16 protein-coding genes and 7 tRNA genes are annotated in these 20,297 nt (G+C 51.9%); 2 read left to right on the top strand and 21 right to left on the bottom strand.

Going from position 1 to position 20,297, the window contains the following annotated elements:
* Window positions 1-58: 58 nt before the first annotated feature.
* From gltL to miaB, 9 genes are all read right to left on the bottom strand, one after another.
* The gene (gene gltL / locus GHC22_RS16560; protein ID WP_003022754.1) at window positions 59-784 is read right to left on the bottom strand and encodes a glutamate/aspartate ABC transporter ATP-binding protein GltL; all 726 of its coding nucleotides are present in this window, start codon (window positions 782-784) and stop codon (window positions 59-61) included.
* Entirely contained in the window at window positions 784-1,458 is a 675-nt protein-coding gene (gltK, locus tag GHC22_RS16555) for a glutamate/aspartate ABC transporter permease GltK (protein WP_003831315.1), read from the bottom strand. The genes gltL and gltK overlap by 1 nt, the downstream gene beginning before the upstream one ends.
* Window positions 1,458-2,198, bottom strand: a complete 741-nt coding sequence (gene gltJ / locus GHC22_RS16550) for a glutamate/aspartate ABC transporter permease GltJ (RefSeq protein ID WP_003831316.1) — start codon at window positions 2,196-2,198, stop codon at window positions 1,458-1,460. Before gltJ ends, gltK begins: the two co-directional genes overlap by 1 nt.
* Before the next feature lie 159 nt (window positions 2,199-2,357).
* The gene (gene gltI, locus GHC22_RS16545) at window positions 2,358-3,266 is read right to left on the bottom strand and encodes a glutamate/aspartate ABC transporter substrate-binding protein GltI (protein WP_003022762.1); all 909 of its coding nucleotides are present in this window, start codon (window positions 3,264-3,266) and stop codon (window positions 2,358-2,360) included.
* A gap of 412 nt (window positions 3,267-3,678) precedes the next feature.
* Entirely contained in the window at window positions 3,679-5,217 is a 1,539-nt protein-coding gene (gene lnt, locus GHC22_RS16540; RefSeq protein ID WP_071445754.1) for an apolipoprotein N-acyltransferase, read from the bottom strand.
* 24 nt (window positions 5,218-5,241) lie between these two features.
* Window positions 5,242-6,120, bottom strand: coding sequence for a CNNM family magnesium/cobalt transport protein CorC (gene corC / locus GHC22_RS16535; protein ID WP_003022770.1), 879 nt, complete (start codon window positions 6,118-6,120; stop codon window positions 5,242-5,244).
* Between the two features lie 129 nt (window positions 6,121-6,249).
* Window positions 6,250-6,717, bottom strand: a complete 468-nt coding sequence (gene ybeY / locus GHC22_RS16530; protein ID WP_003831323.1) for an rRNA maturation RNase YbeY — start codon at window positions 6,715-6,717, stop codon at window positions 6,250-6,252.
* On the bottom strand, window positions 6,714-7,760 hold the full coding sequence (locus GHC22_RS16525) for a PhoH family protein (RefSeq protein ID WP_003022776.1): 1,047 nt from the start codon (window positions 7,758-7,760) through the stop codon (window positions 6,714-6,716). Before GHC22_RS16525 ends, ybeY begins: the two co-directional genes overlap by 4 nt.
* Before the next feature lie 206 nt (window positions 7,761-7,966).
* A complete protein-coding gene (gene miaB / locus GHC22_RS16520) occupies window positions 7,967-9,397 on the bottom strand; it encodes a tRNA (N6-isopentenyl adenosine(37)-C2)-methylthiotransferase MiaB (protein ID WP_126955852.1) in 1,431 nt (476 codons plus the stop codon).
* Window positions 9,398-9,542: 145 nt separating this feature from the next.
* On the opposite strand from miaB, the gene ubiF reads away from it, so the two are divergent.
* Window positions 9,543-10,718 (top strand): 3-demethoxyubiquinol 3-hydroxylase, encoded by a 1,176-nt coding sequence (gene ubiF / locus GHC22_RS16515; protein WP_153753544.1) that lies wholly within the window; start codon window positions 9,543-9,545, stop codon window positions 10,716-10,718.
* A 120-nt stretch (window positions 10,719-10,838) separates the two neighbouring features.
* Here ubiF and GHC22_RS16510 read toward each other — a convergent pair.
* The 12 genes from GHC22_RS16510 to nagB all read right to left on the bottom strand — a co-directional run bounded on the left by GHC22_RS16510 (window position 10,839) and on the right by nagB (window position 17,843).
* Window positions 10,839-10,913, bottom strand: a tRNA-Gln gene (locus tag GHC22_RS16510).
* Window positions 10,914-10,949: 36 nt separating this feature from the next.
* Window positions 10,950-11,024 (bottom strand) — tRNA-Gln (locus GHC22_RS16505).
* A gap of 43 nt (window positions 11,025-11,067) precedes the next feature.
* Window positions 11,068-11,144 (bottom strand) — tRNA-Met (locus tag GHC22_RS16500).
* 21 nt (window positions 11,145-11,165) lie between these two features.
* Window positions 11,166-11,240: transfer RNA gene (locus tag GHC22_RS16495), tRNA-Gln, on the bottom strand.
* Window positions 11,241-11,277: 37 nt separating this feature from the next.
* Window positions 11,278-11,352 (bottom strand) — tRNA-Gln (locus GHC22_RS16490).
* 23 nt (window positions 11,353-11,375) lie between these two features.
* Window positions 11,376-11,460, bottom strand: a tRNA-Leu gene (locus GHC22_RS16485).
* 8 nt (window positions 11,461-11,468) lie between these two features.
* A tRNA-Met gene (locus tag GHC22_RS16480) sits at window positions 11,469-11,545 on the bottom strand.
* Between the two features lie 223 nt (window positions 11,546-11,768).
* Complete coding sequence (gene asnB, locus GHC22_RS16475; protein WP_008784099.1) at window positions 11,769-13,433, bottom strand: asparagine synthase B; 1,665 nt, start codon at window positions 13,431-13,433, stop codon at window positions 11,769-11,771.
* A 251-nt stretch (window positions 13,434-13,684) separates the two neighbouring features.
* A complete protein-coding gene (gene nagD, locus GHC22_RS16470; protein WP_003022792.1) occupies window positions 13,685-14,437 on the bottom strand; it encodes a ribonucleotide monophosphatase NagD in 753 nt (250 codons plus the stop codon).
* Window positions 14,438-14,603: 166 nt separating this feature from the next.
* Window positions 14,604-15,824, bottom strand: coding sequence for an N-acetylglucosamine repressor (locus GHC22_RS16465; protein WP_153753542.1), 1,221 nt, complete (start codon window positions 15,822-15,824; stop codon window positions 14,604-14,606).
* A gap of 8 nt (window positions 15,825-15,832) precedes the next feature.
* Entirely contained in the window at window positions 15,833-16,981 is a 1,149-nt protein-coding gene (gene nagA / locus GHC22_RS16460) for an N-acetylglucosamine-6-phosphate deacetylase (protein WP_003831339.1), read from the bottom strand.
* 61 nt (window positions 16,982-17,042) lie between these two features.
* Window positions 17,043-17,843, bottom strand: coding sequence for a glucosamine-6-phosphate deaminase (nagB, locus tag GHC22_RS16455; protein ID WP_003022803.1), 801 nt, complete (start codon window positions 17,841-17,843; stop codon window positions 17,043-17,045).
* A gap of 342 nt (window positions 17,844-18,185) precedes the next feature.
* Here nagB and nagE point away from each other — a divergent pair, with 342 nt between their 5' ends.
* Window positions 18,186-20,135 carry a PTS N-acetyl glucosamine transporter subunit IIABC gene (gene nagE, locus GHC22_RS16450; RefSeq protein ID WP_048235881.1) on the top strand — a complete coding sequence of 650 codons (1,950 nt, stop codon included), beginning with the start codon at window positions 18,186-18,188 and terminating at the stop codon, window positions 20,133-20,135.
* Window positions 20,136-20,297: the final 162 nt, after the last annotated feature.

Below are 20,297 nucleotides of genomic sequence, written 5' to 3'. Positions count from 1 at the left end.
GAGAGGCGAAGGGATGAAGCGTGAAGTGGCGCGCACATGGAGATGCGCGCCAGCAAGATTAGTGCAGTATTTTCGCGAGGAAGTCTTTGGCACGGTCCGATTTCGGATTAGCGAAGAACTCTTCTTTCGGTGAGTCTTCAACAATTTTCCCTTCATCCATGAAGATCACCCGGTTCGCCACTTTACGCGCAAAGCCCATTTCGTGGGTTACCACCATCATGGTCATCCCTTCATTGGCCAGTTCAACCATAACGTCCAGTACTTCGTTGATCATTTCAGGATCAAGCGCCGACGTTGGTTCGTCAAACAGCATGGCGATAGGATCCATGCACAGCGCCCGGGCGATAGCGACACGCTGTTGCTGGCCCCCTGAGAGCTGAGCTGGAAACTTCTCCGCATGTGCTGATAGACCAACGCGTTCCAGTAACTTTTGCGCTTTGTCGCGGGCCGGCTTTTTATCGCGCTTGAGCACTTTTACCTGCGCCAGAGTCAGGTTCTCAATGATCGACAGGTGAGGGAACAGTTCAAAGTGCTGGAACACCATACCAACGCGAGAGCGCAGTTTGGCCAGATCGGTTTTTTTATCATTCACCACGGTACCATCAACGGTGATGACGCCTTGTTGTACCGGCTCCAGCCCGTTCACCGTTTTGATAAGCGTTGATTTACCTGAACCTGACGGGCCGCAGACCACCACCACTTCCCCTTTTTTCACTTCCGTGGAGCAGTCGGTCAGCACCTGAAAGTGACCATACCATTTAGAAACATTTTTCAGGGTAATCATTAAACTGTCCTTTTCTTCAAATAGCTGACCAACAACGATGCGCTCAGACTGAATACAAAATAAACGGCGCCAGCAAACAGGATCATTTCAACCTGTGTGCCGTCACGCTCGCCAATGGTGGAGGCGGTACGGAAGAAGTCTGCCAGACTTAATACATAGACCAGCGAGGTATCCTGGAAGAGTACGATGCCCTGGGTTAGCAGCAGCGGTACCATCGCGCGGAATGCCTGCGGCAGAATAATGAGCTTCATCGACTGCCAGTGGGTCATCCCTAGCGCCAGCGCGGCGCTGGATTGCCCACGAGAAATACTCTGGATACCGGCACGGATAATCTCGGAATAGTACGCGGCTTCAAACATCGAAAACGCGACCATTGCTGAGATCAGGCGAATATCGGTTTTTGGCGACAGACCCAGTACGTTTTGCAGGAAGCCGGGCACAATCAGGTAGAACCACAGCAGCACCATGACCAGCGGAATAGAACGAAATACGTTGACGTAGCCTTTCGCAAACCAGGCAATCGGCGCGAAGCTGGACAGACGCATTACTGCAAGGATGGTTCCCCAGACAATACCAATGACTACCGCCGTAACGGTGATTTTCAGCGTGATGATTAACCCATCCAGCAGATACGGCAGGGAAGGGATGATAGAACTCCAGTCAAATTCGTACATTATTTGCCTCCCAAATTGCCAGGCAGGCGGATTTTACGTTCAACAAGATTCATCACCAGCATGATGACGGCGTTAATCAGGACGTAGGCCAGAGTGATAGCGGTAAACGATTCCCATGCGTGGGCGGAGTAATCCAGCAATTTGCCCGCCTGTGCCGCCATATCGACCAGGCCGATGGTGGAGGCGATCGCGGAGTTCTTCACCAGGTTCATCATCTCTGAGGTCATTGGCGGAACAATCACGCGGTAAGCGTTTGGCAGCAGCACATAGCGGTAGGCCTGCGGTAGCGTTAGCCCCATCGCCAGTGCGGCGTTTTTCTGCCCACGAGGCAGAGACTGAATTGCGGCGCGAACCTGTTCGCAGACGCGCGCGGCGGTAAACAGCCCCAGACAAAGCATTGATGAGAGGAAGAACTGGATGTTGGGATCCAACTCAGCCTTGAACCACATCCCAATGTTTTCCGGCAGCAGTTCAGGAATAACCAGATACCAGGTAAAAAACTGGACGATGAGCGGAACGTTACGAAACAGCTCAACGTACAGCGTGCCGATCCCAGAAAGGAAACGATTTGGAACGGTACGTAAGATGCCGAATAAAGAGCCTATGAGGAAAGCGATAATCCATGCGGTGATGGATAACGCGACAGTGACCTGGAAACCACTCCAGAGCCAGCCGAGATAGGTGGTGTTGCCGAACGGGGCTTGTTGTAAAAAAATACCCCAGTTCCAGTCTATAGACATAAATCTACTCCAGAAAAAAAAGGGTAGCAGCGCTACCCTCGAAGATTGTTATTCGGCGTTTTGCGGTTTTCAGGCCTGATGGGGAACGACCATCAGGCTTATAGTCTGTCCGTGCCGAGTAACAATCGAGAGGGAGGGGAAGCCTCCCATTTATTTTAGTTAGTTAAGCGCTTTATCATTTGGTTCTTTGAACAGAGCTTTCATCTCGTCTGACAGTTCGAAATTCATGTTCAGGTTCTTCGGCGGAATTGGGTTTTTAAACCACTTATCAAACCATTTCTCAGCTTCGCCTGAGGTTTGCGCCTTGGCGATAGTGTCGTCCATCAGCTTTTTGAACTCAGGATCATCTTTGCGCAACATACAGCCGTAGGCTTCCTGAGACTGTGGCTTGCCGACGATCTCCCAGTTGTCTGGTTTCTTCGCTTTCGCGCGCTCGCCAGCCAGCAGGGCGTCATCCATCATAAAGGCAACGGCACGACCGCTTTCCAGAGTACGGAAAGAGTCACCGTGGTCTTTCGCGCTGATGATGCGCATATCCATTTTTTGTTCTTCATTCAGCTTGTGCAGCAGAACTTCGGAGGTGGTACCTGAAGTCACGACTACGGCTTTACCTTTCAGATCGGCGAAATCTTTAACGTCGCCGCCTTTTTTCGCCAGCAGACGGGTGCCGACAACGAAAATGGTGTCAGAGAAAGCGGCTTGTTTTTGGCGCTCGACGTTGTTGGTGGTGGATCCACATTCAAAATCGAAGGTGCCGTTTTGCAGCAGCGGGATACGGTTTTGTGAAGTAATCGGGATCAGTTTCACCTGCAGATCTGGCTTGTTCAGCTTTTTCTTCACGGCTTCAACGATCGCGTTGGAGTAATCCTGTGAATAACCGACCACTTTTTGCTGATTATCGTAGTAAGAAAACGGTACTGATGATTCACGGTGGCCGACAACGATCACGCCATTTTTGGCGATCTTATCCAGCGTGCTGCCTGCCGCTGGTGCTGCGTCTTCTGCGTGCGCCAGACCGGCGGACATTCCCATGACCAGCATGGCAGTGGCGAGCTTACGTAATTGCATATCCAACTCCTTTATCGTCTGCGCCAGGGACGCATTGATACCCATTGTGATGTTGTTATTGTTTGCTACTAAAACGTGCAGTCTTGTATGTGTTTGTTAACATTTAGTTTGGATGAATGTAAAGAATTTGCTGTGTTATTGTTTATTTTTGCGAAGTGCGCCGCACCATTTGGGGGCAAAAATATCTTGTTGCACTTTTCAGGTGCTACCGGCGCTCAACTTTGGTGCGACCAGGTTGCACATTCAGCCAAAACAGCGTTTGCCTTGTAGAACAAAGCAATAGACGTGCCAGAATGGTCTTTTAGAGGGGGGAAGTAGGCCTGATAAGCGTAGCTCCATCAGGCACGATGCTGCACAACTGCCGGATGGCGGCGTACCGCCTTATCCGGCCTGCATTTGATGGGGCGCTGTTTTACTTACGACGTTGGCGCAGACTCATTACCACTGCGCCAAAGCCAAACAGCGCGGTTAGCAGCCAGAGCGGCCAGTTTCCGGTACGGGCATAAGGGGTTAAGCCCGTCGTTGGCGTCACGCTGGTGGTCAGCACCTGACGGGTAAACTGCGGGATCATCGCCTGAACTTCGCCCTGCGGACCAATCACCGCCGTAATACCGTTGTTGGTGCTACGCAGCAGAGGTCGCGCCAGCTCCAGGGAACGCATACGCGCCATCTGGAAGTGCTGCCACGGGCCAATAGATTTACCAAACCATGCATCGTTAGAGATAGTCAGCAGGTAGTCCGTATCCGGGCGGAAGTTATCCCGGACCTGTTCGCCAAGAATGATTTCGTAGCAGATGGCAGCGGTCAGCTTAAAGCCGTGTGCATGCAACTGTGGCTGTACATAAGGACCGCGGCTGAACGAAGACATTGGCAGGTCAAAGAATGGCGCTAGCGGGCGCAGAATAGATTCCAGCGGGACAAATTCGCCAAACGGTACCAGATGGTTTTTGTTGTAGCGGTTGCTGGAGTCGTAGCTGTATGGGCTGTCTTTACCCAGTGTGATGATGGTGTTGTAGGTGTCGTAACGATTCTGCTTGTTCAGACGCGCGTCTACAATACCGGTAATCAGCGTGCTATTTTTCGATTTCAGCAGGTCATCCATCATGCTCAGAAAACGCTGCTGGTTAATTTCCAGGTCCGGAATAGCGGATTCTGGCCAGATGATGAGCTGTGATTTGCCCATCTCAGGCTGGGTGGCGTCGAGATAAATCTTCAGGGTGTTGAGTAACTGGCCTTCATCCCATTTGAGCGACTGCGGGATGTCACCCTGCACCATCGAGACCTGGGTGGTTTTTTCTGGCTCCAGCGTGTACCACTGAATATAACGTAGCGGGAAGGGCAGAGCGAAAAGCACCACGGCGGCAGCCAGCGGCTTCCAGTTACGCGTTACCAGTGCAAGTGCCAGCAGGCCGCTAACCATCATCAGCAGGAAGTTTATCGCCTCAACGCCCATTACCGGCGCCAGTCCTTTTAACGGGCCATCGATCTGGCTGTAACCGAACTGCAGCCACGGGAAACCGGTCAGTACCCAGCCGCGCAGAAATTCAGTGATTTGCCAGACTACCGGCGCGGCAATCGCTACGCGTATCCAGGTGGTTTTCGGCCACAGACGCGCCAAAACGCCGGCAAACAGGCCAGTGTAGAGGGAAAGGTAAGCAGCAAGCAGAACCACGAGGAAGACGTTAACGGGGCCCGGCATACCGCCAAACTGTGCGATACTGACGTAAACCCAGTTGATGCCTGAGCCAAACAGTCCCAGTCCCCAGAAATAGCCGATAGCGGCAGACTGGAGAGGACGACGGTTGAAGGTGAGAGCCTGCAGGCCCATCAGCGAAACAATCGCAGCGGGCCAGATGTCATACGGTGAGAAAGCCAGTGTCCCGCAGGCACCGAATAATAACGCCAGAAGCAGGCGAATGCGCTGGCGTTCAATTAAAGGGGCAAATGCCATGTAGTCTTAGATCCAGTTTCGGGTTTATTCGTCCAGTTTGGGCTGGGGTGAGTCGTCCGGAATTCTGACATGAACCTGAATAATACGACGGCTGTCGGCCATTGCCACTTTGAACTGGTAACCATCAATGTCGATGGTCTCTCCACGCGCGGGCAGATGACCGAAGGCCTGCATGACCAACCCGCCAATGGTATCTACTTCTTCATCGCTGAAATGCGTGCCGAAAGCTTCATTGAAGTCTTCAATCGGCGCCAGCGCACGAATAGTCCAGGTGTGGCGACTGAGCTGACGGAAATCAATATCGTCTTCTTCGTCGTACTCATCTTCAATTTCACCGACAATCAGTTCAAGGATGTCCTCAATGGTCACCAGACCTGAGACACCGCCAAACTCGTCGATGACGATAGCCATATGATAACGCTGGGAGCGGAACTCTTTCAGCATGCGGTCAACCCGCTTGCTTTCAGGGACGACAACCGCCTGGCGTAACACTTTCTCCATGCTGAAGGCTTCGGCATCGCTACGCATAAACGGCAGCAGATCTTTGGCCATCAGAATCCCTTCAATGTGATCCTTGTCTTCGCTAATTACCGGGAAACGCGAGTGGGCAGACTCGATAATGACATCGAGGCATTCGTCCAGAGTTTGGTTGCGTTTCAGGGTAATCATCTGGGAGCGAGGGATCATGATGTCGCGAACACGCTGGTCCGCAATATCCATTACCCCTTCGAGCATATCGCGCGTATCTTCATCAATAAGGTCGTTTTGCCCGGAATCACGGATCAGCTCCAACAGTTCGTCGCGGTTTTTCGGTTCACCGTGGAAAAGTTGGCTCAGTAACAGGGAAAAAAATCCCTTTTTGCTGTTTAAGGTGTCACTACTGTGTGAATTGTCGTCGCTCATGGCGTCGTATGGGTTCTCATGTTAGTTAATACAAAGCGCGTCATGCGTTTACTCAGCTGTTGACGGCATATCTCTTCATTGTACTTCAAACCTTGTAGGCCTTATCAGGCCTACAAGATGTCGAAATGCTTACTCTTTCTCGGCAATGTACGGATCCTCATAGCCCAGAGCAAGCATAATCTCTGTTTCGAGGGATTCCATTTCTTCCGCTTCATCGTCTTCAATATGGTCGTAGCCGAGTAAATGCAGGCTACCGTGCACCACCATGTGCGCCCAGTGGGCCTCAAGCGGTTTGCCTTGCTCCTGCGCTTCTTTCTCAACCACCTGACGGCAGATGATCAAATCGCCCAGCAGCGGCATCTCAATGCCCGGCGGAGCCTCAAACGGGAAAGAGAGCACGTTGGTGGATTTGTCTTTCCCGCGATAGGTCAGGTTCAGGTCGTGGCTTTCCGCGTCATCGACCAGACGAATCGTCACTTCAGACTCTTCCTGAAACTGCGGGATCACCGCATCCAGCCAGCCCTGAAACTGACTTTCTGTTGGTAGACCGGATTCGTCTTCACATGCCAGCTGTAAATCGAGGATAACCTGACTCATTTTTGTTCCTGCTCCTGAGCTTCGCGCTTGCGTTCTGCAGCCTGCTCGGCTTTGCGTTTCTGTTCTGCTTCTTCCCAGGCTTCATACGCCGTGACGATACGGGCAACCACTGGGTGGCGCACCACGTCTTCGCTATGGAAGAAATTAAAACTAATTTCGTCGACTTCAGCCAACACTTCAATGGCATGACGCAGACCGGATTTGGTGCTACGCGGCAGGTCAATCTGGGTGATATCGCCAGTGATGACCGCTTTGGAGTTAAAGCCGATACGGGTCAGGAACATTTTCATCTGTTCGATGGTGGTGTTCTGGCTTTCATCAAGAATGATGAAAGCATCGTTCAACGTACGACCGCGCATATAGGCCAGTGGCGCAACTTCAATGACGTTACGCTCAATCAGCTTTTCAACCTTTTCAAAGCCGAGCATTTCGAAAAGCGCGTCATACAGCGGTCGTAAATACGGATCGACTTTCTGGCTGAGATCTCCTGGCAGGAATCCCAGTTTTTCGCCCGCTTCCACTGCCGGACGGGTCAGCAGAATGCGACGGATCTCCTGACGCTCAAGCGCATCAACCGCAGCGGCAACCGCGAGATACGTTTTACCCGTACCCGCAGGGCCAACGCCAAATGTGATGTCGTGGTCGAGGATATTCGCAATGTACTGTGCCTGGTTCGGCGTGCGCGGCTTAATTACTCCACGCTTGGTTTTGATGTTCACCGCTTTGCCAAATTCAGGCACGCTGTCTGCGCTTTGCTCAAGTACTCGCGCTTCTTTGATCGCCAGATGAATTTGTTCAGGCTCGATGTCCTGCGTCTGACCGCGCATTGGGGCGGTATCGACGTACAGGCTACGTAAAATATCTGCCGCAGCGGTGACGCAAATTGGACGACCGGTCAGTTTAAAGTGGTTATCACGGCGGTTAATTTCGATGCCGAGGCGACGTTCCAGCTGTTTGATGTTGTCATCAAATGGGCCGCAAAGGCTCAACAGGCGGGCGTTGTCTGCGGGTTCAAGGGTGATTTCGCGAGTGTCTATGTTCAAACTGTTCCTCTTATGCATGTCTCGCCGGACGCTGAACATTTACCGGCATCTAAGGAAATTATTCACGCCATGGGGGAAAGGCGCAAGCATTGCAGCAAATATGGGGATGATAGGGCAGATTACAAGACCCGCCGGGACAGCGAGCCCTGGATTGTAGGCCCGATAAGTGTAGCGGTATCGGGCCTTTTTTACGTTTTTCAGCAGGATTAAGGCTGATAAATACTGACGCCCAGATCGTTTTCTTTGCGGGTACGCGCAATGACCGATTCAGGGGATTCTGCGATACGCAGACCCATTTCGTCCTCGGTACGCACCACTTTACCGCGCAGGGAGTTAGTCCAGACATCGGTAATTTCTACGTCTACGAACTTACCGACCATATCCGGGTTGCCTTCAAAGTTCACCACACGGTTATTTTCGGTACGGCCTGACAGTTCCATAATGCTCTTACGCGATGTGCCTTCAACCAGAATGCGCTGGGTCGTGCCGACCATACGGCGGCTCCAGGCCATAGCTTGCTGGTTGATACGCTCCTGTAGAATGTACAGACGCTGTTTCTTCTCTTCTTCCGGTACGTCGTCAACCATATCGGCGGCAGGGGTGCCAGGACGCGCAGAGAAAATAAAGCTGTAGCTCATGTCAAAATTGACGTCAGCAATCAGCTTCATGGTCTGCTCGAAATCCTGCGTGGTCTCACCCGGGAAGCCAACGATGAAGTCGGAGCTAATCTGGATATCCGGACGCGCAGCGCGCAGTTTGCGGATGATCGCTTTGTATTCCAGCGCGGTATGGGTACGCCCCATCAGGTTCAGTACGCGGTCTGAACCGCTCTGTACCGGCAGATGCAGGAAGCTCACCAACTCTGGCGTATCGCGATAAACTTCAACGATATCATCGGTGAATTCGATCGGATGGCTGGTGGTGAAGCGGATACGATCAATACCGTCGATCGCTGCGACCAGACGTAACAGATCGGCAAAAGATCCGATCGTGCCGTCGTAGTTCTCACCACGCCAGGCGTTCACGTTTTGCCCCAGCAGGTTCACTTCACGCACGCCTTGGGCTGCAAGCTGGGCGATTTCAAACAGAATATCATCCGCCGGACGGCTGACTTCCTCACCGCGGGTGTAGGGCACCACGCAGTAAGTACAATATTTATTACAACCTTCCATGATGGACACAAACGCGCTTGGACCTTCAGCACGCGGTTCCGGCAGGCGGTCGAACTTTTCGATCTCCGGGAAACTGATATCAACCACCGGGCTACGGGTCGTGCTTCCACGCACTTTGTTGATCATTTCCGGCAGGCGGTGCAGCGTTTGCGGCCCAAAAATAATATCGACGTAATGCGCGCGCTGGCGAATATGATCGCCTTCCTGAGACGCAACACAGCCACCGACCCCAATGATGAGCTTGGGGTTTTTCTCTTTTAACAGTTTCCAGCGGCCCAGTTGATGGAACACTTTTTCCTGAGCCTTCTCACGGATTGAGCAGGTATTCAGCAGCAGCACATCCGCTTCTTCCGCCACGTCAGTCAGTTGATACCCATGAGTGGCATCCAGCAGATCGGCCATCTTCGATGAATCGTATTCGTTCATCTGACAGCCCCAGGTTTTAATATGGAGTTTTTTGGTCATCGACTTGCTCTTGCGAAATTGTGGCTGAAATGCAGGGCGCATAGTGTACTGCTTTGGCGCGGTTGTGACCAGTATGACGGATGTCAGCCTCAAGGGGTAAAAAATCCTGTAAACTTACACAATACATGTAACTGGATAATTGACCATGACAAATCAACCAACGGAAATTGCCATTGTCGGCGGGGGGATGGTCGGCGGCGCGCTGGCGCTTGGACTGGCGCAGCATGGATTTACGGTAACGGTCATTGAGCATGCCGTTCCCGCGCCGTTTGTGGCTGACGGACAGCCTGATGTCAGAATTTCTGCCATTAGTTCCGCATCGGTGTCGTTGCTAAAAGGGCTGGGCGTCTGGGATTCGGTGCAGGGGATGCGCAGCCATCCTTATCGTCGACTGGAAACGTGGGAGTGGGAAAATGCCCATGTGATGTTTGATGCCGCCGAGCTAAAGCTGCCTCTGTTGGGCTATATGGTGGAAAACACGGTCCTGCAACAGGCGCTCTGGCAGGCGCTGCAAGCTAACCCTAAAGTCACGCTGCGCGTACCGGCGTCCCTGATTTCTTTGCATCAACATAACGATCGACATGAGCTTGAGCTGGCAGGCGGCGAAACCATCAGCGCGAAGCTGGTCATCGGCGCCGATGGTGCCAACTCTCAGGTGCGAAAAATGGCCGGGATTGGTATCCATGCCTGGCAGTACGCGCAGTCCTGTATGTTGATAACCGTGCAATGCGAAAATTCACCGGGAGATAGCACATGGCAGCAATTTACGCCTGACGGCCCGCGCGCGTTTTTACCGCTGTTTGATAACTGGGCCTCGTTGGTGTGGTACGACTCACCGGCTCGCATCCGCCAATTGCAAGCGCTGAATATGCCGCAATTGCAGACGGAGATTGCTAAACATTTTCCATCGCGACTCGGTAAGGTGATGCCAGTGGCTGCGGGGGCGTTCCCGCTTACGCGTCGTCATGCGCTGCAATATGTGCAACCGGGGCTGGCGCTGGTAGGTGATGCCGCGCATACCATTCATCCGCTGGCGGGGCAGGGCGTTAATCTGGGCTTTCGTGATGTCGATGCGTTGATTGATGTGCTGGTGAACGCGCGCAGCTACGGTGAATCCTGGGCCAGTCAGCCGGTGCTCAAGCGCTATCAGAATCGCCGTATGACTGACAATTTCATCATGCAAAGCGGTATGGATCTGTTCTATGCCGGATTCAGCAATAACCTGCAGCCGCTGCGCATCATGCGTAATCTCGGGCTCATGGCCGCAGAGCGCGCTGGCGTACTGAAACGTCAGGCACTGAAGTATGCGTTAGGGTTGTAGCTCGAGTGGTGCCTGATGGCGCTACGTTTATCAGGCCTACAAGTCATGTAGGCCGGGTAAGGCTTTCCGTCACCCAACGTTAGAAAAGCAAAAAGCTCGCCGAGGCGAGCTTTTTTAATATGGCTGGGGTACGAGGATTCGAACCTCGGAATGCTGGTATCAGAAACCAGAGCCTTACCGCTTGGCGATACCCCAACGGGTGCACCCACAGAGTGGACGACTTTTTGAAATTGGCTGGGGTACGAGGATTCGAACCTCGGAATGCTGGTATCAGAAACCAGAGCCTTACCGCTTGGCGATACCCCAACAATTTTTTGGATTTACCGAACGAGTCGATACGTCCTTAATATGGTGGCTACGACGGGATTCGAACCTGTGACCCCATCATTATGAGTGATGTGCTCTAACCAGCTGAGCTACGTAGCCAAATACTAACATTTTCTTCGATGGCTGGGGTACCTGGATTCGAACCAGGGAATGCCGGTATCAAAAACCGGTGCCTTACCGCTTGGCGATACCCCAATGACCGTTGCGGTGAACCGCTATATCGAAGAAAAAATGGCTGGGGTACCTGGATTCGAACCAGGGAATGCCGGTATCAAAAACCGGTGCCTTACCGCTTGGCGATACCCCATCCGTGCAACGCTTACGGGTGAATGGTGCGGGAGGCGAGACTTGAACTCGCACACCTTGCGGCGCCAGAACCTAAATCTGGTGCGTCTACCAATTTCGCCACTCCCGCAAAAAAGATGGTGGCTACGACGGGATTCGAACCTGTGACCCCATCATTATGAGTGATGTGCTCTAACCAGCTGAGCTACGTAGCCATCTTTTTTTCGCGTAACCTTATCGGCGTTGCGGGGCGCATTATGCGTATTGAGCCTTGAAGCGTCAACCCCTTTTTCATTGAAAATAGCTGGAATGTGACTGTTTGGTTAGGTTGCGAACAGCATGACGCAATATTCGGCAATTATTAGTTATTAATTGTTTTTTTGCACAGAAAACAAACATAAAAAAAGAGCCCCGCAGGGCTCTTATCTAAGGATTAACTTATTTATAAGCGGACTGGTGTACGCCAACGGCACGGCCAGATGGATCGTTCATGGTTTTAAACGCCTCATCCCATTCGATCGCCTTGGCAGAAGAACAGGCAACCGACGGCCCGCCAGGCACGCATTCGGCAGCGCTTGCTACCGGGAACAACTCTTCGAAAATCTCACGGTACAAATACGCTTCTTTTGACGATGGCGTGTTGTACGGGAAACGGAAGCTGGCGGTTTCCAGTTGTTGGTCTGAAACTTGTTCTGCAGCCACCTCTTTCAGCGTGTCAATCCAGCTGTAACCGACACCGTCAGAGAACTGCTCTTTCTGACGCCATGCGACGCTTGCCGGCAGGTAGGACTCAAAACATTCGCGCAGAACGTGTTTTTCCATTTTGCCGTTGCCGCACATTTTGTCCTGCGGGTTGATGCGCATCGCCACATCAAGGAATTTCTTATCCAGGAAGGGCACGCGAGCTTCTACACCCCAGGCCGACATGGCTTTGTTGGCACGGGCACAGTCGAACATATGCAGCGCTTGCAGCTTGCGCACGGTTTCTTCGTGCAGTTCTTTTGCATCTGGCGCTTTGTGGAAATAGAGATAGCCGCCAAACACCTCGTCCGAACCTTCACCCGACAACACCATTTTAATACCCATCGCTTTAATTTTACGCGACATTAAGTACATTGGCGTCGAGGCGCGAATCGTCGTGACATCGTAAGTTTCGATGTGGTAAATCACGTCGCGGATCGCATCCAGACCTTCCTGCACGGTGAAGTGGATCTCATGGTGCACGGTCCCCAGATGGTTCGCCACCTCTTGCGCAGCTTTCAGATCCGGAGCGCCTTCCAGGCCGACGGCGAAGGAGTGCAGCTGTGGCCACCAGGCTTCGCTACGTTCCTGATCTTCAACACGGCGTGCCGCGTATTTTTTAGTTATCGCGGAAATTACGGATGAATCCAGACCGCCGGACAGCAGTACTCCATAAGGAACATCTGACATCAGGTGGCTTTTCACCGCATCTTCCAGCGCCTGGCGAAGCTCGTTTTTATCGGTAACGTTGTCTTTGACGGCATCGTATTCAAACCAGTCGCGCTGGTAGTACTGACGAATTTCACCGTCTTTACTCCACAAATAGCTACCGGCCGGGAATTCTTTGATTGTGCGGCAGACAGGAACCAGCGCTTTCATCTCAGACGCAACGTAGAAGTTACCGTGCTCGTCGTAACCCATATAGAGCGGGATGATCCCGATATGATCGCGACCGATCAGGTAGGCGTCCTGCTCGCTGTCGTACAGGGCAAAAGCGAACATCCCTTGCAGGTCATCGAGGAACGCGGGTCCTTTTTCCTGATACAGGGCGAGGATAACTTCGCAGTCGGAACCGGTCTGGAACTGGTAGCGATCGCCGTATTCAGCACGCAGTGTCTGGTGGTTATAAATTTCACCGTTAACCGCCAGGATATGTGTCTTCTTCACGTTGTACAGCGGCTGAGCACCGGCATTGACGTCGACGATGGACAGACGTTCGTGCGCCAGAATGGCGTTATCACAGGCGTAAATACCTGACCAGTCCGGGCCGCGGTGGCGCATCAGACGAGACAGTTCCAGGGCTTTTTTACGCAGTTCAACTGCGTCAGTTTTAATATCGAATACGCCAAAAATAGAACACATAACCTTCTCCGTTAACCTGTTGCGTGATGCTTTTTATGTTTGCTTGATAAAGAAAATGCCGCAAAGCTGGAGAGGGCGCAAGCGAATTACGGGTCAGAAAATAAAAAACGCAATGGTCATTGTGGATTGATGAAAAAAGATTATGTAATGAACGCTATTATTGATGAATCAACAGTGAAGTGGTGATTTTATTGAATGGATGTATTTTTCAGGCCGGATAACTTGCAGATGTTGTTATCCGGCTAAAGAGATTAAATGACGTCTATTTCAGCAACGGACGGGTAAATCCAGCTTGGTCTGAACGGCATGTTGTCAATATCATCAAGCTTGGATACGCCAGACAGTACCAGGATAGTTTCCAGACCCGCCTGAAAACCTGCCAGAATATCGGTACGCAGGTTGTCACCAACGATAACGGTTTCTTCCGAGTGCGCCTGCATTTTGTTGAGCGCCGCGCGAATAATCCACGGGCTGGGTTTGCCGACATAAAACGGTTTACGGCCTGAGATCTTCTCAATACCGGCACAGAGTGCTCCACAGGCGGGATAAAAGCCGCGACCGTGGGTATCCGGGTTAGTGGCGATAAAACGCGCGCCGTTGGCGACAAAATAGGCTGCTTTATGCATCATGTCCCAGTTATAGGAACGTGTCTCGCCAACAATCACAAAATCGGGGTTCACGTCGGTAATGGTAAATCCAGCTTTATACAGTTCGTGTATTAACGCGCCTTCACCCACCACGTAGGCCTTTTTTCCTTCCTGGCGACGAAGAAAATCAGCGGTAGCCATCGCGGAAGTATAAAAGACGCTATCAGGGACATTCACACCCGCGGTGGCGAAGCGGTTTGCCAGATCTTGCCCGGTCTGCGAAGGGTAGTTAGTCAGCAGGACTAACGGCAGGCCTTTTTCCAGGATCCCAGTCAGAAATTCTGCCGCACCCGGTACAGCAACATTGTCGTGCATCAGCACGCCGTCGATATCACAAATTACATTCTTAATGGCCATGGACAATCCGACATTAAAAAAAGAAGGCATTACTATACACAAAATACACTACATCATTCGAGTTGCATCAAGGCGGCAAGTCTGCGAACCCCTGGAGCTTACTGAAGTAAGTGACCGGGGTGAGCAGATGCAGCTAACGCAGAGGCAGCTCGAAGGATGACGTGTATTAGTTTTCCAGCAAACGTTGCAGCAGTGTACCGTTGAGCATTGCGCGCTTCACCAGCGCAAAGGCGCCAATGGCGGAGCGGTGATCCAGCGTGGACCGAACCACCGGTAAATTATGGCGAAACGCCTTTAACGCCTGCGTGTTGATACAGCTTTCTATTGCAGGCAGCAGCACCTTATCCGCCTCGGTAATTTCGCCCGCAATGACGATTTTTTGCGGGTTAAACAGGTTGATGGCAATGGCGATAGTTTTACCCAGGTGGCGACCAACGTGCTCAATAACTTCTGCTGCCAGATTATCGCCTTTATTTGCTGCCTTACAGATGGCTTTGATGCTGCAATCATCCAGCGTGAGTCGACTTGGATAACCCTGCTTCAGTAAGTTTTGCACGCGATGTTCAATAGAAGCATTGGCGGCAATGGTTTCCAGGCAGCCGAAATTACCGCAGTGACAGCGCTCACCCAGCGGCTCTACCTGAATATGACCAATCTCGCCGACGTTGCCATTGCGACCGATGAAAATTCGGCCGTTGGAGATGATACCCGCGCCGGTTCCGCGGTGCACTCGCACCAAAATGGAGTCTTCGCAATCCTGGCTTGCCCCGAAATAGTGCTCAGCCAGCGCAAGGCTGCGAATATCATGACCAACAAAGCAGGTGACTTTGAAGCGTTTTTCGAGCGCTTCGACCAGTCCCCAGTTTTCGACCTGAATGTGTGGCATATAGCGGATGACGCCGCTTTCAGGATCGACAAGGCCTGGCAGGATGACAGAAATTGCGATCAGCTCACGGATTTTCCGCTGGCAGCTCTCAATAAAGATGGCAATGGTGTTGAGCAGCGCATATTCCAGCGTTTCCTGGGTGCGCTCCGGGAGGGGGTAATGCTCTTCGGCGACAACTTTACTGCTCATATCATAGAGCGTGAGCGTTGTGTCGTGGCGACCCAGTCGTACGCCAATGGCGTGTAAATTGCGGGTTTCTGTGACGATAGAGATAGCGCGGCGGCCCCCGGTGGAGGCCTGCTGATCGACTTCTTTGATCAGCCCGCGTTCGATCAACTGACGCGTAATTTTGGTTACGCTGGCGGGGGCAAGCTGGCTTTGCTCGGCAATTTGAATTCGCGAGATTGGCCCATGCTGGTCAATCAGGCGATAAACCGCCGCGCTGTTAAGCTGTTTTACGAGATCAACATTACCTATTTGAGCTTGTCCGCCTGGTGTCATTCTTTCTCTTACTCAGTAACGACCTCGTTGCCATTAACGATGGTCTTGATAATTTTAAAGTCGTGCGTGAACGCAGTCAGGTTGGCTACTTTGCCTGGCGCGATGCTGCCGAGTTGTTTGTCGACGCCGATGGCGCGAGCAGGGTAGAGCGTTGCCATGCGTAAGACTTCGTCGAGGGCGATATTTGCATGCTCGACCAGATTGCGTACGCCTTCAATCATGGTTAATGATGAACCGCTCAACGTGCCGTTCTCATCAACACACAGTCCATTGCGGTAGTATATTGTTTTACCAGCGAAAATGAACTGTTCAATGTTTGCACCTGCTGGCGCGGTCGCGTCAGTAACCAGGCACAGCTTGTCGCCTTTCAGGCGCTTAGCATTACGAATGTTAACGTAGTCAACGTGCAGGCCATCGGCGATGATACCGCAGTAGATATCGGCTTCATCCAAAATAGCGCCCGCCAGACCGGGTTCGCGGCCGGTAATGTACGGCATCGCGTTGAACAGGTGCGTTGCAAAGGTAATACCTGCACGGAATCCGATTTTTGCTTCTTTTACCGTTGCATTGGAATGGCCCGCAGAAACCACGATACCCGCATTCACCAGTTTGGTGATGACCTCTACCGGGACCATTTCTGGTGCCAGTGTGACTTTGGTGATCACATCCGCATTATCGCACAGGAAATCAACCAGTGCAGCGTCCGGCTGACGGACAAATCCCGGATTATGGGTACCTTTTTTCACTAGGTTCAGCCACGGGCCTTCAAGATGAAGTCCTAATGCCTGATTCGGGTGTTTCGCCAGGTATTCACGCATCACGCGAACACCTTGTTTCATCAGGTCATCGCTGGTGGTGATAAGCGTTGGCAAATAGTTGGTGCAGCCAGATTTTTCATTGGCTTTCTGCATGATTTCCAGCGTTTCAACGGTTACGGCTTCTGCCGTATCGTTAAACTGCACACCGCCGCAGCCGTTCAGCTGTACATCAATAAAACCGGGGGAAACAATGGCCCCATTCAGTGAGCGCTGTTCAATCCCTGACGGTAATTCAGCCAGTGGGCAAACGCTGTCGATCAGGCCATTGGCGACAACAATCGCATGGTCATCAAGAATTTCGTGACCGGTAAAGATCCGGCCCTGGGTTAAAGCATACATTCCGACCCCCGATTTCAAAAAAATGCCGCCCTGCAACTTATCGACAGGGCGGAGACATCAATTACAGACCTTTAATATTTTCCGCTTCTAACTCGTTGAAGTATTTCAGCGTCTTCACTTTCAGTTCCATGGTGGAAGGCTCATCGCAGACCACAACGGCTTTTGGATGCAACTGCAGGCAGCTGATGGTCCACATGTGGTTAACGTTGCCTTCAACGGCGGCTTGCAGCGCCTGTGCTTTCTGGTGGCCCAGAACCAGGATCATCACTTCTTCAGCATCCAGCAGGGTGCCCACGCCAACGGTCAGCGCATATTTAGGCACCTGGCTTACGTCGCCGTCAAAGAAGCGTGAGTTAGCAACACGTGTGTCGTGAGTCAGCGTTTTGATGCGGGTACGGGAAGCCAAAGAGGAAGCTGGCTCGTTGAACGCGATGTGACCATCGTTGCCTACACCGCCCATAAACAGGTGGATTTTACCGTAAGAACGGATTTTTTCTTCATACTGACGGCATTCTGCATCAATATCCGGCGCGTTACCATTGAGGAGGTTGATGTTTTCTGCTGGAATATCAACGTGATCAAAGAAATTGCGGTGCATAAAGCTGTGGTAGCTTTCCGGATGCTCTTTCGGCAGGCCAACATATTCGTCCATGTTGAACGTAACAACATGCTTGAAGCTCACCTGGCCCGCTTTGTGCATTTCAACCAATGCTTTATAAGCTGTCAGCGGAGTACCGCCAGTCGGCAGGCCCAGAACGAACGGACGATCTGCCGTTGGTTTGAACGCGTTAATACGGTTAACGATATGGCGAGCAGCCCATTTGCCGACTTGTTCAGCGGTATTCAGGGGGATCAGTCTCATTCTTCACCTCAAAAGTAAAAGTAAGCAGTTGGCGGATTGAGTCTCTGTGCAGTAATAAGCGTAACCTGGTTTTGCATCGGTAAGGATCAATCCGTTTCGATTTTTTGAATGATAAAATAAGTTTTCGTAGTTAGCCAGTGAAAGGGAGGGTTAATAACGATATTTGGTGACTGGAATCACAAAAAACACGCGTTTAATTTGCGATACGAATTAATTTTTCACACACTCTGAATGTAGATGAATGGTTAATATCGTTGTTCCAGAATCTTGCTGTCAGGAATGGTCGCACAATAAAAATATGGCTTCAAAGAAGCCTAATCGGGGTCTCGTAGGGGGAATAAAATGAATATTTTAGGTTTTTTCCAGCGGCTGGGTAGGGCGTTACAGCTCCCCATCGCTGTGCTGCCAGTCGCGGCACTGCTGCTGCGATTCGGCCAACCAGATTTACTTAACGTACCCTTCATCGCGCAAGCGGGTGGGGCCATCTTTGATAACCTCGCGTTAATTTTTGCGATCGGTGTTGCTTCCAGCTGGTCAAAAGACAGCGCAGGTGCAGCAGCGCTGGCAGGTGCGGTCGGTTATTTCATATTGACCAAAGCAATGGTTACCATTAACCCTGCAATCAATATGGGCGTGCTGGCTGGTATCATCACCGGTCTGGTCGGCGGTGCCGTGTATAACCGCTGGTCTGGTATCAAACTGCCTGACTTCCTGAGCTTCTTTGGCGGCAAACGCTTTGTGCCGATCGCCACTGGCTTCTTCTGTCTGGTGCTGGCTGCTATCTTCGGCTACGTGTGGCCGCCGGTGCAGAACGCCATCCATGCGGGTGGTGAGTGGATCGTGGGCGCTGGCGCGCTGGGTTCCGGTATCTTTGGTTTCATCAACCGTCTGCTGATCCCAACCGGTCTGCATCAGGTGCTGAACACCATCGCCTGGTTCCAGATTGGCGAATTTACTAACGCTGCAGGTACCGTATTCCACGGTGACATCAACCGCTTCTACGCGGGTGACGGCACTGCGGGTATGTTCATGTCTGGCTTCTTCCCAATCATGATGTTTGGTCTGCCGGGTGCGGCGCTGGCGATGTACTTCGCGGCTCCGAAAGCACGTCGTCCGATGGTTGGCGGTATGCTGCTGTCCGTTGCGATCACCGCGTTCCTGACCGGTGTTACCGAGCCGCTGGAATTCCTGTTCATGTTCCTGGCTCCACTGCTGTACCTCCTGCACGCACTGTTAACGGGTATCAGCCTGTTCGTTGCAACACTGCTGGGGATCCACGCAGGCTTCTCCTTCTCCGCAGGTGCTATCGACTACGTGTTGATGTACAACCTGCCAGCAGCAAGTAAGAACGTCTGGATGCTGGTGGTGATGGGTCTGGTGTTCTTCGTTATCTACTTTGTGCTGTTCAGCGCGGTTATTCGTATGTTTAACCTGAAAACGCCGGGCCGCGAAGATAAAGAAGACGATATCGTTACTGAAGAAGCCAACAGCAACACTGAAGAAGGTTTGGCTCAACTGGCAACCAACTACATTGCAGCGGTTGGCGGTACTGATAACCTGAAAGCGATTGATGCCTGTATCACTCGTCTGCGTCTGACCGTTGCCGACTCCGGTCGCGTAAACGATGCGATGTGTAAGCGTTTAGGTGCATCTGGAGTAGTTAAGCTGAACAAGCAAACTATCCAGGTCATCGTGGGTGCGAAAGCCGAATCCATCGGCGACGAAATGAAGAAAGTTGTCGCGCGTGGTCCGGTGGCAGCAGCATCTGGTGAAAGTGCGCCAGCAGCAGCGGCCCCAGTAGCAAAACCGCAGGCTGTAGCGAATGCAGTCACCGTTGAAGCGCTGGTTTCTCCGATTACTGGTGACGTAGTTGCGCTGGAACAGGTTCCTGATGAAGCCTTCGCCAGCAAAGCAGTAGGCGACGGCGTGGCAGTGAAACCAACGGATAAAATCGTGGTTGCTCCGGCTGCGGGCACTATCGTGAAAATCTTCAACACTAACCATGCGTTCTGCCTGGAAACTGTTAAAGGCGCGGAAATCGTGGTCCATATGGGCATCGATACCGTAGCGCTGGAAGGCAAAGGCTTTAAGCGTCTGGTTGAAGAAGGTGCGGAAGTTACTGCAGGCCAACCGATTCTGGAAATGGATCTGGAGTTCCTGAACGCTAACGCACGTTCGATGATAAGCCCGGTTGTGTGCAGCAACAGCGATGATTTCGGCGCTCTGGTTATTAAAGCCGAAGGTCATGTGGTTGCCGGTCAAACACCACTGTATGAGATTAAAGGTAAATAACTGCTCCTGAGTAAAGTGAGTTAAGTGCCTTAAGCGGCGGGGGATATTCCTCCGCCGCTTTTTTTTGCAGCAAATGCCCTCATATATCCTGTTGAAACACCTTTTTTGTGCAACTAATAGTTGTCTCCTGACGTCGCTTATAAGATCATACTCCGTTATACG

Source organism: Citrobacter sp. H12-3-2 (genome assembly GCF_009649895.1).
Taxonomy (GTDB): domain Bacteria; phylum Pseudomonadota; class Gammaproteobacteria; order Enterobacterales; family Enterobacteriaceae; genus Citrobacter; species Citrobacter portucalensis.
This window is presented reverse-complemented; position numbering and strand designations above follow the sequence as displayed.

What these genes read in the sequence shown, in the direction of transcription:
- gltL (WP_003022754.1), bottom strand. Translation starts at nt 784, where the DNA reads ATGATTACCCTGAAAAATGTTTCTAAATGGTATGGTCACTTTCAGGTG.
- gltK (WP_003831315.1), bottom strand. Translation starts at nt 1,458, where the DNA reads ATGTACGAATTTGACTGGAGTTCTATCATCCCTTCCCTGCCGTATCTG.
- gltJ (WP_003831316.1), bottom strand. Translation starts at nt 2,198, where the DNA reads ATGTCTATAGACTGGAACTGGGGTATTTTTTTACAACAAGCCCCGTTC.
- gltI (WP_003022762.1), bottom strand. Translation starts at nt 3,266, where the DNA reads ATGCAATTACGTAAGCTCGCCACTGCCATGCTGGTCATGGGAATGTCC.
- lnt (WP_071445754.1), bottom strand. Translation starts at nt 5,217, where the DNA reads ATGGCATTTGCCCCTTTAATTGAACGCCAGCGCATTCGCCTGCTTCTG.
- corC (WP_003022770.1), bottom strand. Translation starts at nt 6,120, where the DNA reads ATGAGCGACGACAATTCACACAGTAGTGACACCTTAAACAGCAAAAAG.
- ybeY (WP_003831323.1), bottom strand. Translation starts at nt 6,717, where the DNA reads ATGAGTCAGGTTATCCTCGATTTACAGCTGGCATGTGAAGACGAATCC.
- miaB (WP_126955852.1), bottom strand. Translation starts at nt 9,397, where the DNA reads ATGACCAAAAAACTCCATATTAAAACCTGGGGCTGTCAGATGAACGAA.
- ubiF (WP_153753544.1), top strand. Translation starts at nt 9,543, where the DNA reads ATGACAAATCAACCAACGGAAATTGCCATTGTCGGCGGGGGGATGGTC.
- asnB (WP_008784099.1), bottom strand. Translation starts at nt 13,433, where the DNA reads ATGTGTTCTATTTTTGGCGTATTCGATATTAAAACTGACGCAGTTGAA.
- nagD (WP_003022792.1), bottom strand. Translation starts at nt 14,437, where the DNA reads ATGGCCATTAAGAATGTAATTTGTGATATCGACGGCGTGCTGATGCAC.
- GHC22_RS16465 (WP_153753542.1), bottom strand. Translation starts at nt 15,824, where the DNA reads ATGACACCAGGCGGACAAGCTCAAATAGGTAATGTTGATCTCGTAAAA.
- nagA (WP_003831339.1), bottom strand. Translation starts at nt 16,981, where the DNA reads ATGTATGCTTTAACCCAGGGCCGGATCTTTACCGGTCACGAAATTCTT.
- nagB (WP_003022803.1), bottom strand. Translation starts at nt 17,843, where the DNA reads ATGAGACTGATCCCCCTGAATACCGCTGAACAAGTCGGCAAATGGGCT.
- nagE (WP_048235881.1), top strand. Translation starts at nt 18,186, where the DNA reads ATGAATATTTTAGGTTTTTTCCAGCGGCTGGGTAGGGCGTTACAGCTC.